Genomic DNA, 18,289 nt, shown 5'->3' on the forward strand with positions numbered 1-18,289 from the left:
TTCCCTGTTTTTGGAAAGGGAATTCCTTGTTGTTGTCAGGACACGATTTCTTCATTCCGGGGTACTGTCTGGCGCATCAATGCATGCTGCATCCGATAACTTTTCCCGTCGAACATGATTAAGTGTCCATGATGGACGAGACGGTCAATCATCGCGGCAGCCATCTGTTCATCCGTAAAGATGCCTCCCCATTTTGAAAATTCGATATTTGTGGTCAGAATCAGACTCCTGCTTTCGTAGCTGTCCGATATCACCTGAAAAAGCAGCTCGGATCCATCCCGATCTACCGGCACATACCCCCACTCATCGAGGATCAGCAGGTCCTGTTGGTTAAGAGTTGTTCTCAGGCGCTCCAGCGTACCGTTTTTTCGCGCCTCGGCGAGTTTCAGAACCAATTCAGTCACCGTATAGAAACGCACCTTATAGCCTTTTTTGCAGGCCAGTACGCCTGCGGCGATTGCCATGTGTGTCTTCCCAAGCCCCACTGGTCCATAGAGAACCAGGTTCTGCTTCTTTTCGATGAAAGAGACATTTAACAGATCCTCTTTTGCCAGAGCTGGAGGCAGTTTGGTTTGGCAAAAGTCATAGCCATCAAAGGTTTTATAAACGGGGAAGCAGGCTCGTTTGATCAGCCGGTGGATGTGATTGATCTCCCGATTTTCGATTTCCTTTTTGAGGGCATCGCGCAGATACTCGATCTGCTTAGGGGTACCATCCGTCTGGCACATTTCTGGGATTGCTGCCGTGAAAAACAGTTTTTTGCAGTAACCGTTGATGTCGTCGAGTATCCCGGTCTGTTCCTTTGCTGTCATCATGATGCCTCATCCTCCCTTCCTGGACCCAAAAACGCCCTATCATACACTTCTAAAGATGGTCCTGACTCCGGAGGAGTATCAATACCATAGCCTGTGATGCGTTGCGCAATAATCGTGGCATCGGATGAATTAACATCTCCGTTTTTAAGGGACATAGTCATGGCATCCACAGCCGCTCTGTAACCATACTCATCGTTAAGCCCGCTCATAAGTCTGAGCTTTTCCTTAAGCTCCGGTTTTTCCAGTCCGTCCAGGTAATCCCTGAGCGGATCCGGAAGTTCCTTCCGTATACCGCTGTTGTTCCAGGCACCGGCATTTCGGGAAAGTACACTGAGTGTCGTGCTGTAATCAGAAACGTCGGTCCGTACATCGCCGTATTGACGTCGGTGCCGTACGATCAACTGACCATTTTCCTCGAGAACATCAATGTAATGAGCTCTGATACCGATTAACACTTTCTGATTATGGAGTTCAGGTTTGGTTGAATAGTAATGCTTTCCGTCAATGCATACCTTGCCGTAGCCATCCGCCTTGAACCAATCATACCGACATACATCAAATGGCCTTGATGGAAGGGACAGGAACTGCTTCTGATCTTCTTTGAAGAGATCTTTGATCAGCTGCAACTTCTTGTAATGAGGCTTGGCAGCCTTGCGCTCATTCATTGGGAGCAGAGTCTTGTTATATTCGACCATGTCATGATAGTGTGGCGCTGGCACAAAGAGGTTTCTCCGGATCGTCCCTACTTTATTCTCGACATTGCCCTTTTCCCAGCCGGATTCCGGATTACAGTACCTGACCTGAAAGCGGTATTGAGCACGGAACTTTTTAAACATCTCGGTTTCGATGACTTTGTCATGTACCCGATGGCCGACTCCGGTAGCATTGTCGAAGATCAGGACCGGCGGAACTCCTCCGATGTGGGTAAAGATATCCTCAAGTCCCTGACAGACGCACTCTGCGTTTTCACCACAGAAGAGCTGAGTATAGGAGTCATTGCTGAACGGAAACGAAACGACCAGATATTTCCTGCGGACGCAACGGTTGTCCTCATAGAAATCCGCCTCTCCGAAATCCACTTGAGCATAGCCGGGATCCCAGACCAGTTCCTGCGAAGCTTTGTTCTGGACATCCTTACGGATCTTTTTCAGATACCGCTGTACTGTCTCATAGCTGCCTGTATAACCTTGTTCCTCAACCAGCCGGTCGTAGACCCGCTGTGCTGTATGATGTTGTTTGCACCAGTGTTTTCGGTCCTCTTCAAGCCACTGCCTGATCACCGGTTTAAACGGATCAAGAATGGATGCCTTTGGCGAAACCGTAACTGGGTTGTCCGAAAAATCCTCCTTCTCCAGGTATTTCTTTATGGTTTTTGGATCAGCACCGGTTTTTTTATGAATTTCACTGATCTTATAGCCACTTTGGTATAAATCTCTGATATGATTGATATCGGACATGCTGAGCATCTTCCTTTCCTCCCTTATCTATTGGTTGTGCTTTAGATAAAGGATAATTTTGATGGGTTGGTGTTTCAACGTGTCCTTTCCATTTATAAGTTATAAGGAATTCCTTTTCCGATTTCAGGGATTTTTATTTCCAATTCCTGGTATTATTAGTTTACAACATACAGACGTTTTTGATGTACGGCCGGACTACGATCTGTCCGTGATGAAGAACCGCCAGACGCTGTTCGATATCACGGACGCCGTCCTTCTCGGCATCCGGACGGTGCTGGAGAAGGTCAGACCGGATGTGGTGCTGGTGCACGGGGACACGACCACCACATTTGCGGCGGCGCTCGCCTGCTTTTATCTGCAGATCCCGGTGGGTCACGTGGAAGCAGGGCTTCGCACTTATAATCTGTACAGCCCTTATCCGGAGGAATTCAACCGTCAGGCGGTGAGCATCATCAGCCGATACCATTTCGCACCGACCGCTCTCGCGAAAAAGCACCTGCTGGAGGAAAAGAAGGATCCGGCGTCGATTTTTGTCACAGGCAATACCGCGATTGATGCGCTGAAGACGACAGTCCGCACGGATTACCGGCACCCTGAGCTAAAGTGGGCGGAAGGCTCCCGCCTGATCCTGATCACGGCTCACCGGAGAGAAAATCTGGGCGAGCCGATGGAGCATATGTTCCGGGCGATCCGGCGGGTGATCGATGAGCATCCGGATGTAAAGGCGATCTATCCGATCCACAAAAATCCGGCGGTCCGCGAAACAGCCGACCGGATTTTTGAGGGAGAGGACCGGCTGCATCTGATTGAGCCGCTTGACGTGCTGGATTTTCATAACTTCATGAAGAAATGCTATCTGATTCTGACGGATTCCGGTGGTATTCAGGAGGAAGCGCCTTCTCTCGGCAAGCCGGTTCTGGTGATGCGTGACACGACGGAACGGCCGGAAGGGATCGCCGCAGGCACTCTGAAGCTGACCGGCACGAAGGAGGAGAGCATTTATCAGGCTTTCACGGAGCTGCTGGATGATCCGGCGGCCTATCAGAGGATGGCGTCCGCTTCCAATCCCTATGGAGACGGGTACGCATCCCGGAGAATCGGCGACATACTGGAATCCGGAAGAATCGGTGACTGGGACAGGAGCGGACTATGAGCATATGGAAGATCCGCCGACATTCCCGTCTCCTTCCGGCGCTGCTCGCCGTCTGCCTGCTGACAGGCTGCGGCGCGGCGGACCGCGGAGGTCAGAGCGCGGCCCAATCTGTTTCGTCGGTGTCTTCGGAAAGCGGAACGCTGGCGCAGCCGGAGGACTTTCTTCCGCAGAATCTGGCGTACGGCGAGCGGCCGCCGGCTTCCGATCTGGAGGACGCGAAGGGGAACGCGGTTTCTCTGACGGACGCGTACAGCGGCGTACCCGTGTGGATCGTGTTTTTTGCGAGCTGGTGCCCGGACTGCGACGGGCAGCTGGACAGTGCGTCCCGGATGCAGCGGATCGCGGATGAGGAGGGCGCAAGGCTTGTCTTCATTGACAGGCTCAGCCCGGACAGGGAATCCGTGAACGCGGCAGAGAAGAAGCTGGACGAAAAGGGCGTGACATGGTCGCCTTTCCCGTCAAAGGAATCGGGGAAGGCCGACCTTCTGATCGACCGGAATGAGGCACTGTACCGGCAGTGGGGCATACAGGAAATTCCCACGTCTGTGTTTCTGGACAAGGCTGGCCGGGTGACGGCCATGAAGAACAAGACGATGACGGCGGGCGAGTGTGAGGGCTTTGTGGAGAAAGGACTGAAAGGCGGCGCCTTTCTGGTGAATACCTTCCTTCGCGCCAGGCTGATGACCGAATCGGACGGTGAGACGGCGGTCCGGACGGGAACGGCGAGGACATCGGATACCCCTTCCGGAGCGGATGTACTTTCCGAGAGCCAGGGACTCCGGATGCAGTACGATATCATGGCGGGCGATCTGGATGACTTTGCCTGTGTCTGGTCCTTTGTGAAGGACAGGATGCTGGTCAGCGGCCTGCCGGCATGGTACGTGACAGAGAGTGGAAAGCCGGCCGAGGCGGATGCTTTTCTGGATGATATCCGCATCTGGGACGCACTGGATCAGGCCGGAAGCGAGTACCAGAAAGATGCGGACGCGCTGTTTGAGGCGATCGCGGAGGGATGTCTCACGGACAACGGGGCGGTGAGCTTCGTCAGTCTGGGTAAGGGGAAAAAGCTTTCGAGGGCGAAGCGCTCAGACAGTATTTCGCTGTGCTACCTCGACCTCTCTGTCCTTGGCCGGATGGCGGAGCGGGACAGCCGCTTCCGCAAGGCGTACAGGGAGGCGGAGAAGGTCCTGGAGGGCGGGTATCTCGGCGATTCATTCCCGCTGTATGCATCTTCCTACAGCTACGCAGATCGTGCTTACAGCGACAGTGAGCTGAACACGGTCGAGGCGCTGTGCACATTCTTGAATCTTGCCCGGGCGGGAAGGCTGCCGGACGCGAGCCTTGCCTGGCTTAAGAAGAACACAGCAGCGGGAACGCTTTATGCCCGCTACACCACGGACGGGACCGCTGTCAGCGGGTATACCTATTTCGCCACTTCGGTGTACGGCCTCGCGGCGCTGATCGCGGAAGAAGTGGGAGACAGCGAACTCAGAGAACAGGCGGTCCGGAAGATGGAGCGGTACCAGAGACTTGATGCGGAGGATGACTGGTTCGGCGGATTCTGTGCGGAGGGCGTGGATACCTCGGCCTTTGACCAGCTCATTCCGCTTCTGGTTTACGAAGAGGGAAATTTCTGATACAGACAGTTTATGGAAGCGGGAAATTTGTCCGCGGCTTGCGGGGAAGGAACGTATGGCACAGGCCATTGAGAAACAATCAGCGCAACGGAAGGTCCGGGGCGGACTGAAGAAAGCGGGACGCGCTCTGACTACTTTGCGCAGGCGGTTCAACGACAGACTGGCTGGGAAATACTCTCCCCGGACGGCGGCGCTTCTCACGGCGGCCGCGGTCGGCGTGATCGCAGCCGTCCTGCTGCTGACGCCGCAGTCGGTCGGTGTGGCGGATGACGGATCGCTGTCTGACGTCATGAAAAGGGCGGGACTGAAATGCCGCAAGATGGATCTGGAGTATCCGACGGGCGCCTACTTTGTCCGACAGTACCTGTACGCGGCGCCGGAAGGTACCCGTGTGTCCCTTCTCTTTCTGATGATCCGCTGGGCGGAGGCGATCGACTCATTTTTTACTGGTGACAATTTGTTTGATATCCATTTTTTAGCCGCGCTGTATCTGGTTTTTTATCTGCCGGCGGTCTGGCTTGCCACGACGGAACTGATCCGGCGGGTTCACTATGCGTCCGAGGCGCTGGTCATCGCGCTTCTCGGCATTTTCCTGTTTGGCGACGGCGCGATCCTCTGCTATTTTAATTCGCTTTATCCGGAAAGCTGCTGGATCATTCTCCTTCTGTATATCTTCGGTCTGTGCCTTGCCATGCAGTCCGGGGACAGGGTCACGCGGGAAGCTGCTCTGATCGGGCTCGGCGCCGTCGGCGTGCTGATCGCATTTGTGGAGTCACATTGTGTCGTGATCACCATCGGGGTCGTGATTTTTGTCGTTCGGCAGATCATGATCCGGGGCACGGAGTTTCAGACAAGAGTGATCGCGGCGGCCGAAGCGTTTGTACTTGCACTGTCGGTATTTATGGGAGCGCGGCAGGGTTTTTCTCGGTTTACCGTGGAATCAAAATTCAACGCCATGACGACGGGGGTGCTGCTGGAATCGAAGAATCCGGCGGAAACGCTGGAGGAGTTCGGCATCGACGGGCGCTTCGAGGTGCTGACGGACACCTCGGTTTATCAGGATTATCCGGTGACGCGCACGGACAACAGGGAGCTGAAGAAGGATTTTCTGGATCAGTACACGGTGGCGGATATCGGCTTTTACTATCTTCGCCATCCGCTGCAGATGTTTTCGCTTCTCAGTCTGGGAGTCCGTTCTTCTTTCCAGATGAACCGGACGTATGTGGGAAACTTCGAGCGGTCGGCGGGGCTTCCGGAACGCGCCAGAAATGTATTATTCACTGTCTTTTCAACCTTTACAGGCACGACGGCGCCCCGGACCATCGGCTTGCTGGTGATTCTCGCGGTGCTCTATGCATTCCAGTTCCGGAGAACGAGACAGCGAAGAGGAAGGCAGCAGACGGAGCGAAGCAGGATCGCCGCGCTGGACACGTTCTTCCTTGCGTTCGGGCTGGCGGTCGGCCATACCCTGTATATTGTTCTGAGGAGCGGATCTTCGGAGATTGAGCGGTACGGGACTGTCTGCGGCTTCTGCATCTGGATTATGAGTGCCATGTTTGCGGCGGAAATTCTGCACCGGGCCGGTCTGGTCAGAACGGAGGACAGGAAGGGATGAGTGAGCAGGAAAAAAGAGAACATACTGGGAAATCCGCGGACGGCAGCGCGAAAAAAGGGAAGGGGATCCGGATGAGTCTGACCGTTCCGACAGAGAACACGAAGGGAACGCGGGCAAGCGGCGTCTTGCTGCGGCAGGATCTCGGCCTTCTGATGTTTCTTTTCGGGCTGCTCGGCGCGGCCGTTCTGGTTTCGCTCAGTTCCACGGATGCGCTGAGAGTACAGAATATGACCCTGATGCTGGTGCTGGCGACGGTCTGCATGCTGGCCATGATGCGGGCGGGAACCGCTGCTGTGATCGCGGCTGCGCTGGAGATTCTGTTTTTTACGATCTACAAGCTTTTTGATTATGCGGAGAACGGGACTCCGATCGAAACCGGCGCGTACTGGTGGCCGGCGCTTATCGTGGTGACCGTGGCCGGCGCGCTGCTCTTTATCAGAGGATTTTCCAGGATTGAGCAGATCAACGGCATCCTGAACGAAAGAGTCGGGGAACTGACTGTGACCGATCCGCTGACAGGACTCCAGAATCTCCGGGGCCTGTATGCGACGCTTTCCCGGGATATGGCCAATGCGCACCGCCACGAGGAGATGAAGTTCGGACTGATGATGATCCGGCTGCGGTACGCGGACGAGATCCGCAAGGTACTGACCCGGGGGGAGTTCGATGAGGTCCGCATCCGGATCGCCCGGATTGCCGAAAAAACCCTGCGGCTTGAGGATGAGGTCTTTACGATTGACGATGAAGGCTCTGTCGCCGTCATCTGCATTACCGATGAGGAGGGCGCGGCGGTGGTGAGAGATCGGCTGATGAGCGCGCTGACAGCGGACGGCGCGTTTCCTGCTATCAGAGAACGCACCCTGCGGCTGGACTTTTCCGCCGTTTACCGGATGTATGAAATGGAACTGAACCATGACGCCATGAAATATGTGGAGCTTGTCGAAAACGAGTTCGCCTATGAGGTATGAGAGAAATCGGAAAATCAGAGATCGGAGGACAGCTCCGGCGCCTGTTCTGACGCTGTTCCTTGCGCTGACCCTTTTTCTGACGGCGGGAACGGGTTCGGTCCGTGCGGCTGACTCCATGCCTGGAGATGAGCTGCAGGCGATTCTCAATCCCAGAGCGGAGAGCGTTCCGGAGACGCCGGCGGACAGTCATGAGCCTGGCGAATTTCTGGTGATAGCGGATGAAAAGCAGGACGCTTATACGGCGGATACCCTTGGGACGCTGGGCTATGAGCTCACGGCGATGGGGTACCGGGCGGATTATACGACCAGCCGGATCTACAGCGGGAAAACCCGGTCCTTCGACGAGACTTATGACAGGATCATCTGGGTCACGTCCTCGAGGCAGACGTCAGAAAAGGACTTGCTCCGGTGTCCGGATACGGCTTATGGCGGGAGCCTTCTGATGCTCGGAGCCATGCCGGAGGAACTGACGAAGCGGAATAATCTTGGTCAGGGCTTCGTCAGCACAGAGGAAGTGTCGGGGACTGCGTCTTATCAGATGAAGGGCCAGAACGTATTCACTTCCCTTGTCAGCCTCGACGTTTCAAGACTGTACAGGACGGCGGATTACATGTCCGGCACGTGGAAAACGACGTCCGGCACCTACCCGCTGACGGTGGGATGGGGAACGCTCCGCAATCTGGTGCTGCGCGACTACCGCTCTGATTTTGCGAAGGCGGTGCTGATGGAGGAGATCACGCTCTGGCTCTGGCCTTATCACAACGCACCCCATAGCGATTCCTCCTGTCTGGTGCTGGATGAGCTCAAGAGGTATAAGAACGGAGGCACGACTTCGGATTCCTCCTGTCTGGTACTGGATGAGATCTACCCTTATACCGATCCGGAACGGCTGCTCAGGCTGGTGAAAGAGCTTGAGTCCAGAAACATGAACTATGTGCTCAGCGTCATGCCGCTCTACCGGCACTCGGATTATCCGGGTATGAAGCAGTTCTGTGAGGTCCTCCGCTACGCTCAGGCTCACGGAGGTACGGTGATTCTTCACAGCCCGATTATACAGAACGGCGTCGAAACGAACGAACTGCAGGAGAGCCTCACATCCGCGTTTGAATCATACATTGAGAATGACGTCTATCCGATCGCGCTTTCCATTCCGTCCGCATGGATTTTTGACGACGATCTTCACGAGACGCTGGGGCGGTACCGCACGCTTTTTCTGGAGGACACGGCCGCTTTTTCCGAAAAAAGCGGGGATACGCTGGCATCCGCCTGCAACCGCTTTCTCTCTCTGGGGACGCAGCTGTTTACGCCGGCCATCCCGCTGGATGATACGGGTGTGTCCTATCTGGACACCTGCGCGACCGCCGTCTATGTCAATGCGGAGGAAGATGATGAGAAGATCGTCCGGATCATCGACGCGGCACGCTATTCGCCCGTCTCCATGGAGTCTCTCTGGGATATGGATCAGGCGGTTTACACGAACCGGAGCCACTATCTGACATGGGACGGGAAAAACCTGATCTGCGACGGCGGGACGGTTTCTCTTGCCTATCATCCGAAGCCTTACGATGAGAACTTCAACTATAAGAGGAATGTCTATTACCGCGCAACCGCGGATCTGGCTCGTGAAAATGTCCTGCTGATCTTCTTCTCCCTGGCGGTGAGCATTCTGTTCGTGGTCCTGATTCTGGCAGCGAGACGGCAGATGGAGCGGCAGTTCCTGTTCAGAAGGAGGTCGGACCGTCCGCCGGACGCGGCGGATCCCGGCGGATATCATCCGGAAGGCCCGCGAACAGGCGGAAAAGACAGGAAAGAGAATACTGGCTCGGAAGAGAACGACGACAGGAACGACAGCCGCTGACCGCGGCGGTCTGACGGGAGGAGAGTGGAATGTCTGCAGCTGATGTTATCAGTATTTATGCGATCGCGGCCATCTGGGCCATGATGGCGCTGAACGTTGTGCTCTCTGTCGGAGGGTACCGGTACATTCTGAAGACCAACCGGACAAGCGGGGAAGTGAAATGTCGCCGGAAGGATCCGTTTGTCTCGATTCTGGTCCCGGCGCATAACGAGGCGCTGGTGCTCCGACGGACACTGACTGCGCTGATTGACTTTGACTATCCGGCTGACCGGTATGAGATCATTGTCGCCAATGACAATTCGTCTGACCAGACAGTGGAAATCATCGGGGAGCTTCAGAAGAAGTATCCGGAACACAGACTTTTCTGCGTGAGCACGGACAACGTAGTCGGAGGCACCGGCAAATCCAACGCGCTGAACATTGCGTATTCCATATCCAAAGGAAGCGTCATCGCCATCTATGACGCCGACAATACGCCGGAAAGAAAGGCGCTCCGTCTCCTCGTTGAAAATCTGATGACAGATCCGAAGGCTGCCGCCGTGATCGGCAAATTCCGCACCCGGAACCGGAACGCGACGCTCCTCACGAGATTTGTCAACACTGAAGCATCATTTTTTACGTAATAGATCGACTCCGAGTGTATCCAGGATTGCTTGAGTCTTTTTCTGGATTGCGGAGATCCGGATTCCCTCTTTGTCGCCGGTGTCGACACGGTAGATATTCTTCGTCAGTTTCAGTACATCCTCCGCGGAATACCTGTCGTCCAGTTTCGTGTTCCTGACCGCGTTCAGAAGGCCGTAGTAATAGAGCAGGCTGACATGGTTCAGGAACGCCCAGCCTCGGAAGTAATCATCCGTATGGGCATGGGATGCATTTGTTGATACGCTGTTTTTCAGGTAGTCGAAGCACTGTTCGATGTCCCAGCGTTCCTTATAGTCGAGATAAATCTCCCTCGGCTCGACATCGAGGTTGCTACAGAAGGAGAAATAGCCCATGCGTACTTCATTCACGACGTCCTTCGGCCGACGTTCTTCTTCGCCATAATCTTTCTCTGCCCGCTCCACGAAGTGACCGACCAGTTCCGCCCGTCTGGAATCATCGCGAAACGTGTAGATGAAGTTACCGCGATTCCCGCTCCTGCGCTTCCGGCACCAGACGGCGCGTTTGTTGTAAGAAAAGACATTGTCCCACTTACCGTCGCTTGGATTCTGGTAGAACTCCGGCTCGACATTAACGGTGTTTTCCTGTAGTGGAAGAATGTAACGCATGCCCGCATTCAGAAGGGCAGACACGTTCGGCTTGGAGTAGAAGCCTTTGTCCGCAATGATGATGCAGTCACTGCACCCAGCAGCGTTAACGGTATCCATGAAAGCACTCTTATCGACGATGGATCCCTGCACGACGCGGTAGAACACAGGCTTGTGGGAATCCTTTTCGAAGACATACAGAAGGCGCGCCTGAGGGTCGAGACTATGATCCGGGTTATACCCTTTCGCCGCGAGCGAATCGGCAGACTTTGTGAAGATGGAAGTCCCGTCGAAAAGGAGCGTTGTTCCCGGCATAACCTGGGATTTCATGAACGCGTCGATTCTGTCCTGTTTCGAACCAAGACCGGCAATGAACTTCCGGACGGAGCCTTCCGATATCGAGATGTCCCCGCAGATGTCGCTCATGTAGGAATCAAGGAACAGCGGCTGGATCATCTTTGCGGACGAGATCTTGTCCACAAGGCGAATCAGGGAGAGCGTACGGATCTCACGGAATGAATCAGGAAAGTATTTCCGGAGGCTGTCGCTGAGATCCGGCGTCAGCTGCTGCAGGACTTCGTACGCGCCATAATTCTTTACGGACGGAGCGACATCCGGCATAAGCCGCATTTCCTGCATGAGACGGAGACCATTGGTGTTCGGTATGAAGCCGTCCGCCTCGGTGATCTTGCCGATGCTCTTTCCTGTGACCTTCTGAGGCCTGCCCTTGGCGGCATCCCACTTGGAAGAAACCAGGTAAGTGTAATAATGCCCGCCGATAAAGCGGATCTCGACTGCTCCGAACTGGGTCGGCCGTCTGCTCTTGATTGATTCAGGAATGCTCATTGAAAGTCCTTTCTATTAACGTAACTTACGTAATAATTATACTTCTGATGAGCCGCTAAATCAAGTAAAAGTGAGGCTAAATATGTTGAAAACAGCGTATTTTCAAGGTGTCCGATGCTACCCGTAGCATGGGTGGATGCGTAAAACGGCTAATTAGCCGCATTTCTATTAACGTAAAATTTGAGGTTTCAGTGTTGTCAATATCGAGACGCTGATGCATCAGTGTATGAATCAGGCCGGCCGGTATGCCTTTTTCAGACTCTGTACCATCCCGGGGACGAATTATGTGATCCGCAGAAGCATCGTGGAAAAGGTGGGCGGATGGGACGTGAAAGCGCTGTCGGAGGACACGGAGATTTCCTTCCGCATCTACAGGATGGGCTATTATATCAAAATGCTGCCGCAGGCGGTGACATGGGAGCAGGAGCCGCAGTTTCTGAAGCAGTGGTTCAAGCAACGCGTCAGATGGGCGCGCGGCAATCTGTACGTTATGGTCAAGAACTTCAAATACACCTTCGACCCCAAGGCGGGGCCGATGCGGCTGGATATCGTGTATTACGTTCTGACGTACGGCATCATGCTGTCGAGTCTTGTCGCCTCTGACATCATCTTCTTAGGCGGCATCCTTGGCGTGATCCATGTGAAGCTCGCGGGATTTTCCTCCCTTCTCTGGATGATGGCCATACTGGTCTTCATTGCCAATGTCATGCTGACGCTGTCGCTGGAGAAAAATGAATTTACGCTTCAGTCCCTGGGGCTGGTGGTGCTGATGCTGTTCACCTACGCCAAGCTCTGGGTGCTCGTGGTCGTCAAGGCTATCTGGGATTCCGCGGGAGACGCGATTTTTCATCGTGAAGTCAAGTGGGACAAAACCGTACGGTATGCGGAAAACGCAACAGATGAGAATCCGGATATATCTTCTATCGGCGGAAGAACCTGAGGCGGCGGATTGAAACAGGAACCTGAGGAATTGATGAACCGCCGGTAACCGGCATCCATACAGATCATTTACAAGAACAGGCAGGAGTGAGAGCGATGAAAAACTGGAAGATGTTCCTCGCAGCAATGGCACTGAGCGCCGCCATGATCGCGGAGACTGTTCCTGCGGGCGCCGCTGCAAAGAGAGGTGCAGTGCGCACGGCTTCAAATGCTGCGAGCGCTGCTTCCGCGGCTGTGAATTCGGGATCAAAAACCGCGAACGCGGCGGATTCTGCGGGCGCCGCAGCGACCGTTTCGGATGATGCAGCCGGAACGGCGGACAGCGGAAGCGGAACCATCCCCGTGAAGGAAGGCACGGAGATCAGCCGCTATGTGCTTTCGTCCGATCCGTCATCGGCCGGAGCGCCCGTCACGGAACCGCCGGACGTTCCGGAATCACAGTACGCGAAGACGTTCCATTATTCCTCGAGGGTTACGTTCAGCGGAATCTATAAGACCAATACCTTTTCCTTCAAAAAGGAAGAATACTGGGAGACACGGTACGCCTACGCCCAGATCGAATTTTCCGTCAGTCCCCTCATCACAGACGGTGTTCCTGCCTCACTGACCTTTTCGGTGAATGATACGCCGGTTTCCTCCTGCAGGATTGACTACAGCCTCGGCGAAACGCAGACCGCCTATGTGACGATTCCGGTGGACCTCCTGAACGACGGATACAACAATCTTTCTGTCACCGGGTATGTTCTGCTGTACGATGAGGAAGGATGTCTGGATGACTTTTCCAATGCCAACTGGATCTGCATCTCGGAAAATTCACTGGTGCGGATGGGGTACGACGTCGATGACTCCGGAAATCTGCTGAAGTACTATCCGTTTCCGCTGGTTTCATCCATGGACGAGACAGGGGAAGAGTGCGGTGTGTATGTTCCGGATGACGCCACTTCCGGCGAACTGACGGCGGCCATGATGCTCCGGTCCCAGCTGGGAGCCGGGACTACGGACAGCGATGATATCAGTATCGCAGACTTTTCGGCGATAGGTGACAGGGCGCAGCGGCTGATCGTCGCGACGCAGGACAGACTGCCGTCAGATGTAAAGAAACAGATGCCGGACACGGCGGGAGACGGCTCCTCCTACGATCTTTCAAAAGGCTCCCTCGTCTATGAATATTCGGACAAAAAGGGAACGGTTCTCGCCGTGACGGCCGGCAATGAGAAGGATCTGGCGGAAGGCGCGGCCATGCTGATGGACGATGACCTCCTTGCGCAGGAAAACAGCTCCGCCGCTTTCGTTCCCTCCGGAACAAAGGCAAAGGTGATCCGGAACAGGTCCCTGTCCGATCTGATCGTGGATCATGAGACCATCACAGGGATCACCAATGAGAAGGGTCTGGTCTTTGTTGGTCCGTTCCGTCAGGAACAGACGGTCTTCCTCCCGCTGACCGGCGGATTCGTACTGGCGGAGGGGGGAAAGATCAGCCTCAGTTTCCGCTATTCCGAGAATCTTGACTTTAACCGCTCGCTGCTGACGGTCTACTGGGGCGATACGCCGCTCGCTTCGAAGAAGCTGACGAAGGAGAAGGCGGACGGAGACAGTTTCTCCTTCACGATCCCCTCGGACGTTGTCGGCACATATGCCAGCAGCATCCGGATCGCCTTTGATCTGGAGATCAGGGATCTGTACTGCACCAAGCGGACCGATGAGATGCCGTGGGCTTATGTGAGCGGAGATTCAACCCTGTATCTTCCGGCAGGCCAGAGCACGGATTACTCGCTGGCGCTGCGGCCGTATCCGTTTCAGACTCTGGGACTGTTCAACGATCTGGCGCTGGTCCTTCCGGACAAGTATACCGGCGAGGAGCTGGAGCTGGCGGGCTCCGTGATGTCGCTGATGGGAAGCGCCATCAGCCCCTACGGCAGTTTCCAGACCGTAAAAGCGTCGGATTATGATCCGTCTGCCGGAACGGAAGACTCCGCAGACGACAAGAGCGGAAACAACATCATCGCCATCGGCACGTATCAGGACAATTCGCTGATACAGAGCCTGAACCAGAACCTTTCCTTCCGCTTTCTGGACGACGGCAGCGGATTTGACTCCAACGACCAGCTGCTCGTCTCGTCGGATTACGGGAAGCGGGTCGGAATTCTGCAGATCATCCGGTCGCCCTATGCGGATAAGCGGGCCGTGCTGACCGTTTCCGCGGCGGACACAACCGGTCTTGAGAGCATTCAGAATTACATCCGTCTGCAGAAAAACAACCGCTCGATGAACGGCGACGCATTCCTGATCGATACGGACGGTGATACTTCATCCTACACGTTCCTGAAACATGAAGAGACGGATCAGGTTTCGCTGAAGGAGAAGGTTAAGCAGAACAAGAACGCCATTCTCTTCACGCTGATCGGATCTATGGCGATGTTCATTCTGTTCATCGGGGTGATCATCACGCTGGTTCATTACCGCAGAAACAGAAGAGACGAAGACAAGTAATAATGCACCGGCACAGATACCGCAGCCAAGATAGGAAAACAGTCTTATGAAGATCAGACGAAGCTGGTTTTATACGCTGGCCATGTTCATTTTGATGGCCGTACTCTTTCTGGCCATGACGTTTGCCGTGAACCGGATCGGTAACGGGCAGGAGTATCCGTACCTGCTCAAGGGGAAATGGATCATCGGGATGCTGGCGCTGGCTTTTGGTCTGGTTATCGCGGGGAAAATCTATGCGCGCCTCCAGCTTTCCCATTTCTTCGCCTCGCACCCGAAGGCCGCGGCCGTTCTGGAAGGAGGACTGGCCGCTGCACTTCTGGCCGCGGGCTTCGCGATCCGGCTTCATTATGTGCGCACCATGCCGATGAAGCCGGAATCCGATTACAAGACCTACTATGAAGTGGCGCAGCTTATCCTGAAAGGAACGCTGCTGACCGATGGACCCGGATACTGTGACTATATCGCGGTTTTCCCGCATGTCTACGGGTATCCGTATGTGCTTTCCATCCTGTTCCGCTTTACGGGTGTGTCCGTGAAGGCGGCGCTGTATTTCAATGTGGCGCTGGCGGTCGGAACGGTTTTCTTCTGCTGGCGCACAGCCCGGCTCATCGCGGGACGGAAGGCGGGTCTCGTGTCTCTCGCCATCGCCGATTTCTGGCCGTCCATGATTCTTTTCAGCAACTTTGTCGCCAGCGAATATCTTTTTACATTCCTTCTGATGGTCTGCGTCTGGCTTTTCGTCATCATCATGAAGGATACGGGATACAAAAAGAAGCATACATTTGCCCGGTTCTGGGAAATCGCTCTTCTGGGACTGCTCATCGCGGTCACAGGCGCCGTCCGGCCGATGGCCCAGCTGTTTCTGGTATCTGTGATCGTGGTTTTTCTCATGGTCCGGCCGGAGATACATGACAGACCGGCCAATGACGTGCCCCTCGGCGTTCGGGCCGTGGACAGGGGATGGAAGATGATTCTGATCCTCCTTCTGGTCTATCTGCTTTTCACAAGACTGTTCAGCGCGTCTGTAGCCTATGCGGTCAATGAGAAGCCGGCCGGCGGCTCTTCCTCTTTCGGCTACAATCTGCTTGTCGGTCTCAATCAGGAGAGCTGCGGCGGGTTGAACCAGGATGACGCGGACTATATGTACGCTGCGCTCGACAAGACCGGGTCGGCAGAGAAGGCGCAGCTTGCCTGCCGCGATCTTGCGCTGAAGAGACTGAAATCGGATCCGAGGTCGCTTCTGAATCTATTCGTCCATAAATTTGAGGTGCTGTGGGGAAACGACGATTTCGGATCCTCATGGAACATCCTGTTCATGGACCAGCAGGGAAAACTGACGAGTGCGAGGAAATCTTTCTATTACAGCATGATGGACCGGAGCGATCTCTACTATCTGACGATCCTCGCCATGACGCTCCTCTGTGCTCTGTATTGCTGGAAAAAAGAGCCTGACGCGGTTTTTACGATCCAGCTTATGCTGCTTGCCACGGCTGCGCTGCACCTTCTGGTGGAAAACCAGAACCGGTATCATTATCACGTGCTGGCCTTGCTGGCCGTGATGACCGGGGTTGCGGCCGCGCAGGTCTTTGAGACGGAAGAGAACCGGGTGATGGCGGCTCTCCATGAGAAGGAAGCGGTGAAAATAAGGGAGCGAGAGGCGCAGGAACAGATTCAGGCACGGCTTCAGGAGGAGGCACGGATACAGGAGATGAGGGCGAAGGCGCTTCACGCCCGGTTTGACATGGAAAGGGCGCTCCGGGAAGGTCATATCACCATCACCGCGAGCGAGGCGGTGAGAAAAGCGGCAGAAGCCGGTGAATACCGGAGTCAGGAGGATATGAAGGATCCCTTTGATGATGAGACGCCATGACGTCCGTTCGAGAAAAGACGGCTGCGCTGAGAAGATCATGTCACTGAATAAAGAGGCGGATTCTCCGATTGAAAATAATCAGGAGGGACGGCCTCTTTTTTATGTCTGACAAAGCGATTCAAACCGACAACGCATAGCGCGGCGGGATGGATTCCTTTTTGTAAGGAGGGATGCGTGTAAGCTGTCAATTATGGTTCTTGACCCTCAACTGTAAAACGAGATGCAACCCCTCTCGTTCTGGCCAGAGGCCATAGTAGTGATTAAGTGAATACCTGCCGGGAGGTTGCATCCCGGCTTGCAAAGAGATCAGCCAGGGCTGGTCTCTTTTTCTTGTCATCTCTTTTCTCTGTGCGATATCCTCATCCAGTTGGCGGCCGGATATGGAGGATATCATGGCAAAGTTTTTTACCTATGAAGAACGCTTAATGCTGCAGAGACTCCTGAAGGAGGGAATGTCCTTCAAGAAGATCGCTGCCCAGATGTATAAGGATCCGGCCACAATCTCCAGAGAAGTCCGAAAGTATGCCGTAGAGATCGCTACCGGAAAGCCCGGATATTCGTTTAATGCCTGTAAGAACCGGATGTCCTGCAAGATCAAGTCTCCTTTGCTCTGCGGAAAAGACTGCACGAGAACCGGAGGCCACAACTACTGCCGCTTATGCCGCTGCAATGAGCATTGTCCGGACTTCGTTGAAGAGGTTTGCGCAGTCAGAGTCCATGTTCCTTATGTCTGCAATGCCTGTCCGACGATTGATAAGTGTACTCTGCTCAAGACTTTCTACGACGCTGAGAAGGCTCATCTGAAATCTCATCAGGTAATCTCCGTGTCTCGGAGCGGCCTGTCGACCAGCGAGGAGGAAATCGCCAGACTGAACCGGATCATCACACCACTTGTGAAGCAGGGGCATTCGATTCATGAGATCTATATCACACATCAGGACGAGCTGATGTGCAGTGAGAAAACAATCTACAACTATATCGATGACTGTCTTCTTGAAGTGCGGAACATCGATCTTCCCAGGAAGGTTCGATTCAGAGCCCGCCGTAAGAAACCGGAATTCAAGGTCGATAAGGGCTGTCGTCTTGGCCGTTCCTACAAGGAATTCGAGTCATTTATGGAAAAGAACCCTGATACGGCTGTCGTCCAGATGGATTCCGTGATCGGAACCGCCGGAGGAAAATGCCTGCTCACGATTCATTTCGTGGAGTCGTCCTTAATGCTGGCTTTCCTTCGTGATGCCAATACATCCAGGTCCGTGATCGAAGTTTTTGAAGACCTTGATGGACATCTCGGCGGAAAGTTGTTTAACCGACTGTTCCCGGTGATCTTAACGGACTATGCCGAAGAAAAAACTATGCCGAAGTTTTTCTTTGCTGCTTGAGTTTTCTTCGAT

The 18,289-nt window shown here is 54.4% G+C and carries 11 protein-coding genes and 2 pseudogenes; 10 read left to right on the forward strand and 3 right to left on the reverse strand.

The genetic code is table 11. The features are described from left to right. Positions 1 to 35: 35 nt before the first annotated feature. A complete protein-coding gene (gene istB / locus G4C92_RS10355) occupies positions 36 to 815 on the reverse strand; it encodes an IS21-like element helper ATPase IstB (protein ID WP_274939770.1) in 780 nt (259 codons plus the stop codon). Further along, on the reverse strand, positions 812 to 2,272 hold the full coding sequence (gene istA, locus G4C92_RS10360) for an IS21 family transposase (protein WP_274939771.1): 1,461 nt from the start codon (positions 2,270 to 2,272) through the stop codon (positions 812 to 814). The genes istB and istA overlap by 4 nt, the downstream gene beginning before the upstream one ends. 163 nt (positions 2,273 to 2,435) lie before the next feature. Between istA and wecB the strand changes: the two are divergent. From wecB to G4C92_RS10390, 6 genes and pseudogenes are all read left to right on the forward strand, one after another. Further along, positions 2,436 to 3,425 (forward strand): annotated as a pseudogene (gene wecB, locus G4C92_RS10365) (non-hydrolyzing UDP-N-acetylglucosamine 2-epimerase); the annotation flags it as partial. Next, positions 3,422 to 5,062: a TlpA family protein disulfide reductase gene (locus G4C92_RS10370; RefSeq protein ID WP_274939772.1), complete on the forward strand. Its 1,641-nt coding sequence runs from the start codon at positions 3,422 to 3,424 to the stop codon at positions 5,060 to 5,062. The pseudogene wecB and the gene G4C92_RS10370, both read left to right, overlap by 4 nt. 55 nt (positions 5,063 to 5,117) lie before the next feature. Next, positions 5,118 to 6,677: a glycan biosynthesis hexose transferase WsfD gene (gene wsfD, locus G4C92_RS10375; RefSeq protein WP_274939773.1), complete on the forward strand. Its 1,560-nt coding sequence runs from the start codon at positions 5,118 to 5,120 to the stop codon at positions 6,675 to 6,677. Further along, positions 6,674 to 7,645, forward strand: coding sequence for a GGDEF domain-containing protein (locus G4C92_RS10380; RefSeq protein WP_274939774.1), 972 nt, complete (start codon positions 6,674 to 6,676; stop codon positions 7,643 to 7,645). The genes wsfD and G4C92_RS10380 overlap by 4 nt, the downstream gene beginning before the upstream one ends. Continuing rightward, positions 7,635 to 9,503, forward strand: coding sequence for a DUF2334 domain-containing protein (locus G4C92_RS10385; protein ID WP_274939775.1), 1,869 nt, complete (start codon positions 7,635 to 7,637; stop codon positions 9,501 to 9,503). The genes G4C92_RS10380 and G4C92_RS10385 overlap by 11 nt, the downstream gene beginning before the upstream one ends. A 29-nt stretch (positions 9,504 to 9,532) precedes the next feature. Next, positions 9,533 to 10,126, forward strand: coding sequence for a glycosyltransferase family 2 protein (locus G4C92_RS10390; protein WP_274939776.1), 594 nt, complete (start codon positions 9,533 to 9,535; stop codon positions 10,124 to 10,126). Here the strand turns inward: G4C92_RS10390 and G4C92_RS10395 are convergent. Next, positions 10,112 to 11,596, reverse strand: coding sequence for a transposase (locus G4C92_RS10395; protein ID WP_274939777.1), 1,485 nt, complete (start codon positions 11,594 to 11,596; stop codon positions 10,112 to 10,114). The two genes, G4C92_RS10390 and G4C92_RS10395, sit on opposite strands and share 15 nt — an antisense overlap. A gap of 286 nt (positions 11,597 to 11,882) precedes the next feature. On the opposite strand from G4C92_RS10395, the gene G4C92_RS10400 reads away from it, so the two are divergent. The 4 genes and pseudogenes from G4C92_RS10400 to G4C92_RS10415 all read left to right on the forward strand — a co-directional run. Next, positions 11,883 to 12,536 carry a glycosyltransferase gene (locus G4C92_RS10400; protein WP_274939778.1) on the forward strand — a complete coding sequence of 218 codons (654 nt, stop codon included), beginning with the start codon at positions 11,883 to 11,885 and terminating at the stop codon, positions 12,534 to 12,536. Positions 12,537 to 12,631: 95 nt separating this feature from the next. Next, positions 12,632 to 15,025, forward strand: coding sequence for a cellulose biosynthesis cyclic di-GMP-binding regulatory protein BcsB (locus tag G4C92_RS10405; protein WP_274939779.1), 2,394 nt, complete (start codon positions 12,632 to 12,634; stop codon positions 15,023 to 15,025). Positions 15,026 to 15,071: 46 nt separating this feature from the next. Beyond that, positions 15,072 to 16,895, forward strand: coding sequence for a glycosyltransferase family 39 protein (locus tag G4C92_RS10410; protein ID WP_274939780.1), 1,824 nt, complete (start codon positions 15,072 to 15,074; stop codon positions 16,893 to 16,895). 392 nt (positions 16,896 to 17,287) lie between these two features. After that, positions 17,288 to 18,259: pseudogene (locus G4C92_RS10415) on the forward strand (helix-turn-helix domain-containing protein); the annotation flags it as partial. Positions 18,260 to 18,289: the final 30 nt, after the last annotated feature.

The sequence above is a fragment of the Chordicoccus furentiruminis genome, from assembly GCF_019355395.1.
Lineage (GTDB): Bacteria > Bacillota > Clostridia > Lachnospirales > Lachnospiraceae > Chordicoccus > Chordicoccus furentiruminis.

What these genes read in the sequence shown, in the direction of transcription:
- istB (WP_274939770.1), bottom strand. Translation starts at nt 815, where the DNA reads ATGATGACAGCAAAGGAACAGACCGGGATACTCGACGACATCAACGGT.
- istA (WP_274939771.1), bottom strand. Translation starts at nt 2,272, where the DNA reads ATGTCCGATATCAATCATATCAGAGATTTATACCAAAGTGGCTATAAG.
- G4C92_RS10370 (WP_274939772.1), top strand. Translation starts at nt 3,422, where the DNA reads ATGAGCATATGGAAGATCCGCCGACATTCCCGTCTCCTTCCGGCGCTG.
- wsfD (WP_274939773.1), top strand. Translation starts at nt 5,118, where the DNA reads ATGGCACAGGCCATTGAGAAACAATCAGCGCAACGGAAGGTCCGGGGC.
- G4C92_RS10380 (WP_274939774.1), top strand. Translation starts at nt 6,674, where the DNA reads ATGAGTGAGCAGGAAAAAAGAGAACATACTGGGAAATCCGCGGACGGC.
- G4C92_RS10385 (WP_274939775.1), top strand. Translation starts at nt 7,635, where the DNA reads ATGAGGTATGAGAGAAATCGGAAAATCAGAGATCGGAGGACAGCTCCG.
- G4C92_RS10390 (WP_274939776.1), top strand. Translation starts at nt 9,533, where the DNA reads ATGTCTGCAGCTGATGTTATCAGTATTTATGCGATCGCGGCCATCTGG.
- G4C92_RS10395 (WP_274939777.1), bottom strand. Translation starts at nt 11,596, where the DNA reads ATGAGCATTCCTGAATCAATCAAGAGCAGACGGCCGACCCAGTTCGGA.
- G4C92_RS10405 (WP_274939779.1), top strand. Translation starts at nt 12,632, where the DNA reads ATGAAAAACTGGAAGATGTTCCTCGCAGCAATGGCACTGAGCGCCGCC.
- G4C92_RS10410 (WP_274939780.1), top strand. Translation starts at nt 15,072, where the DNA reads ATGAAGATCAGACGAAGCTGGTTTTATACGCTGGCCATGTTCATTTTG.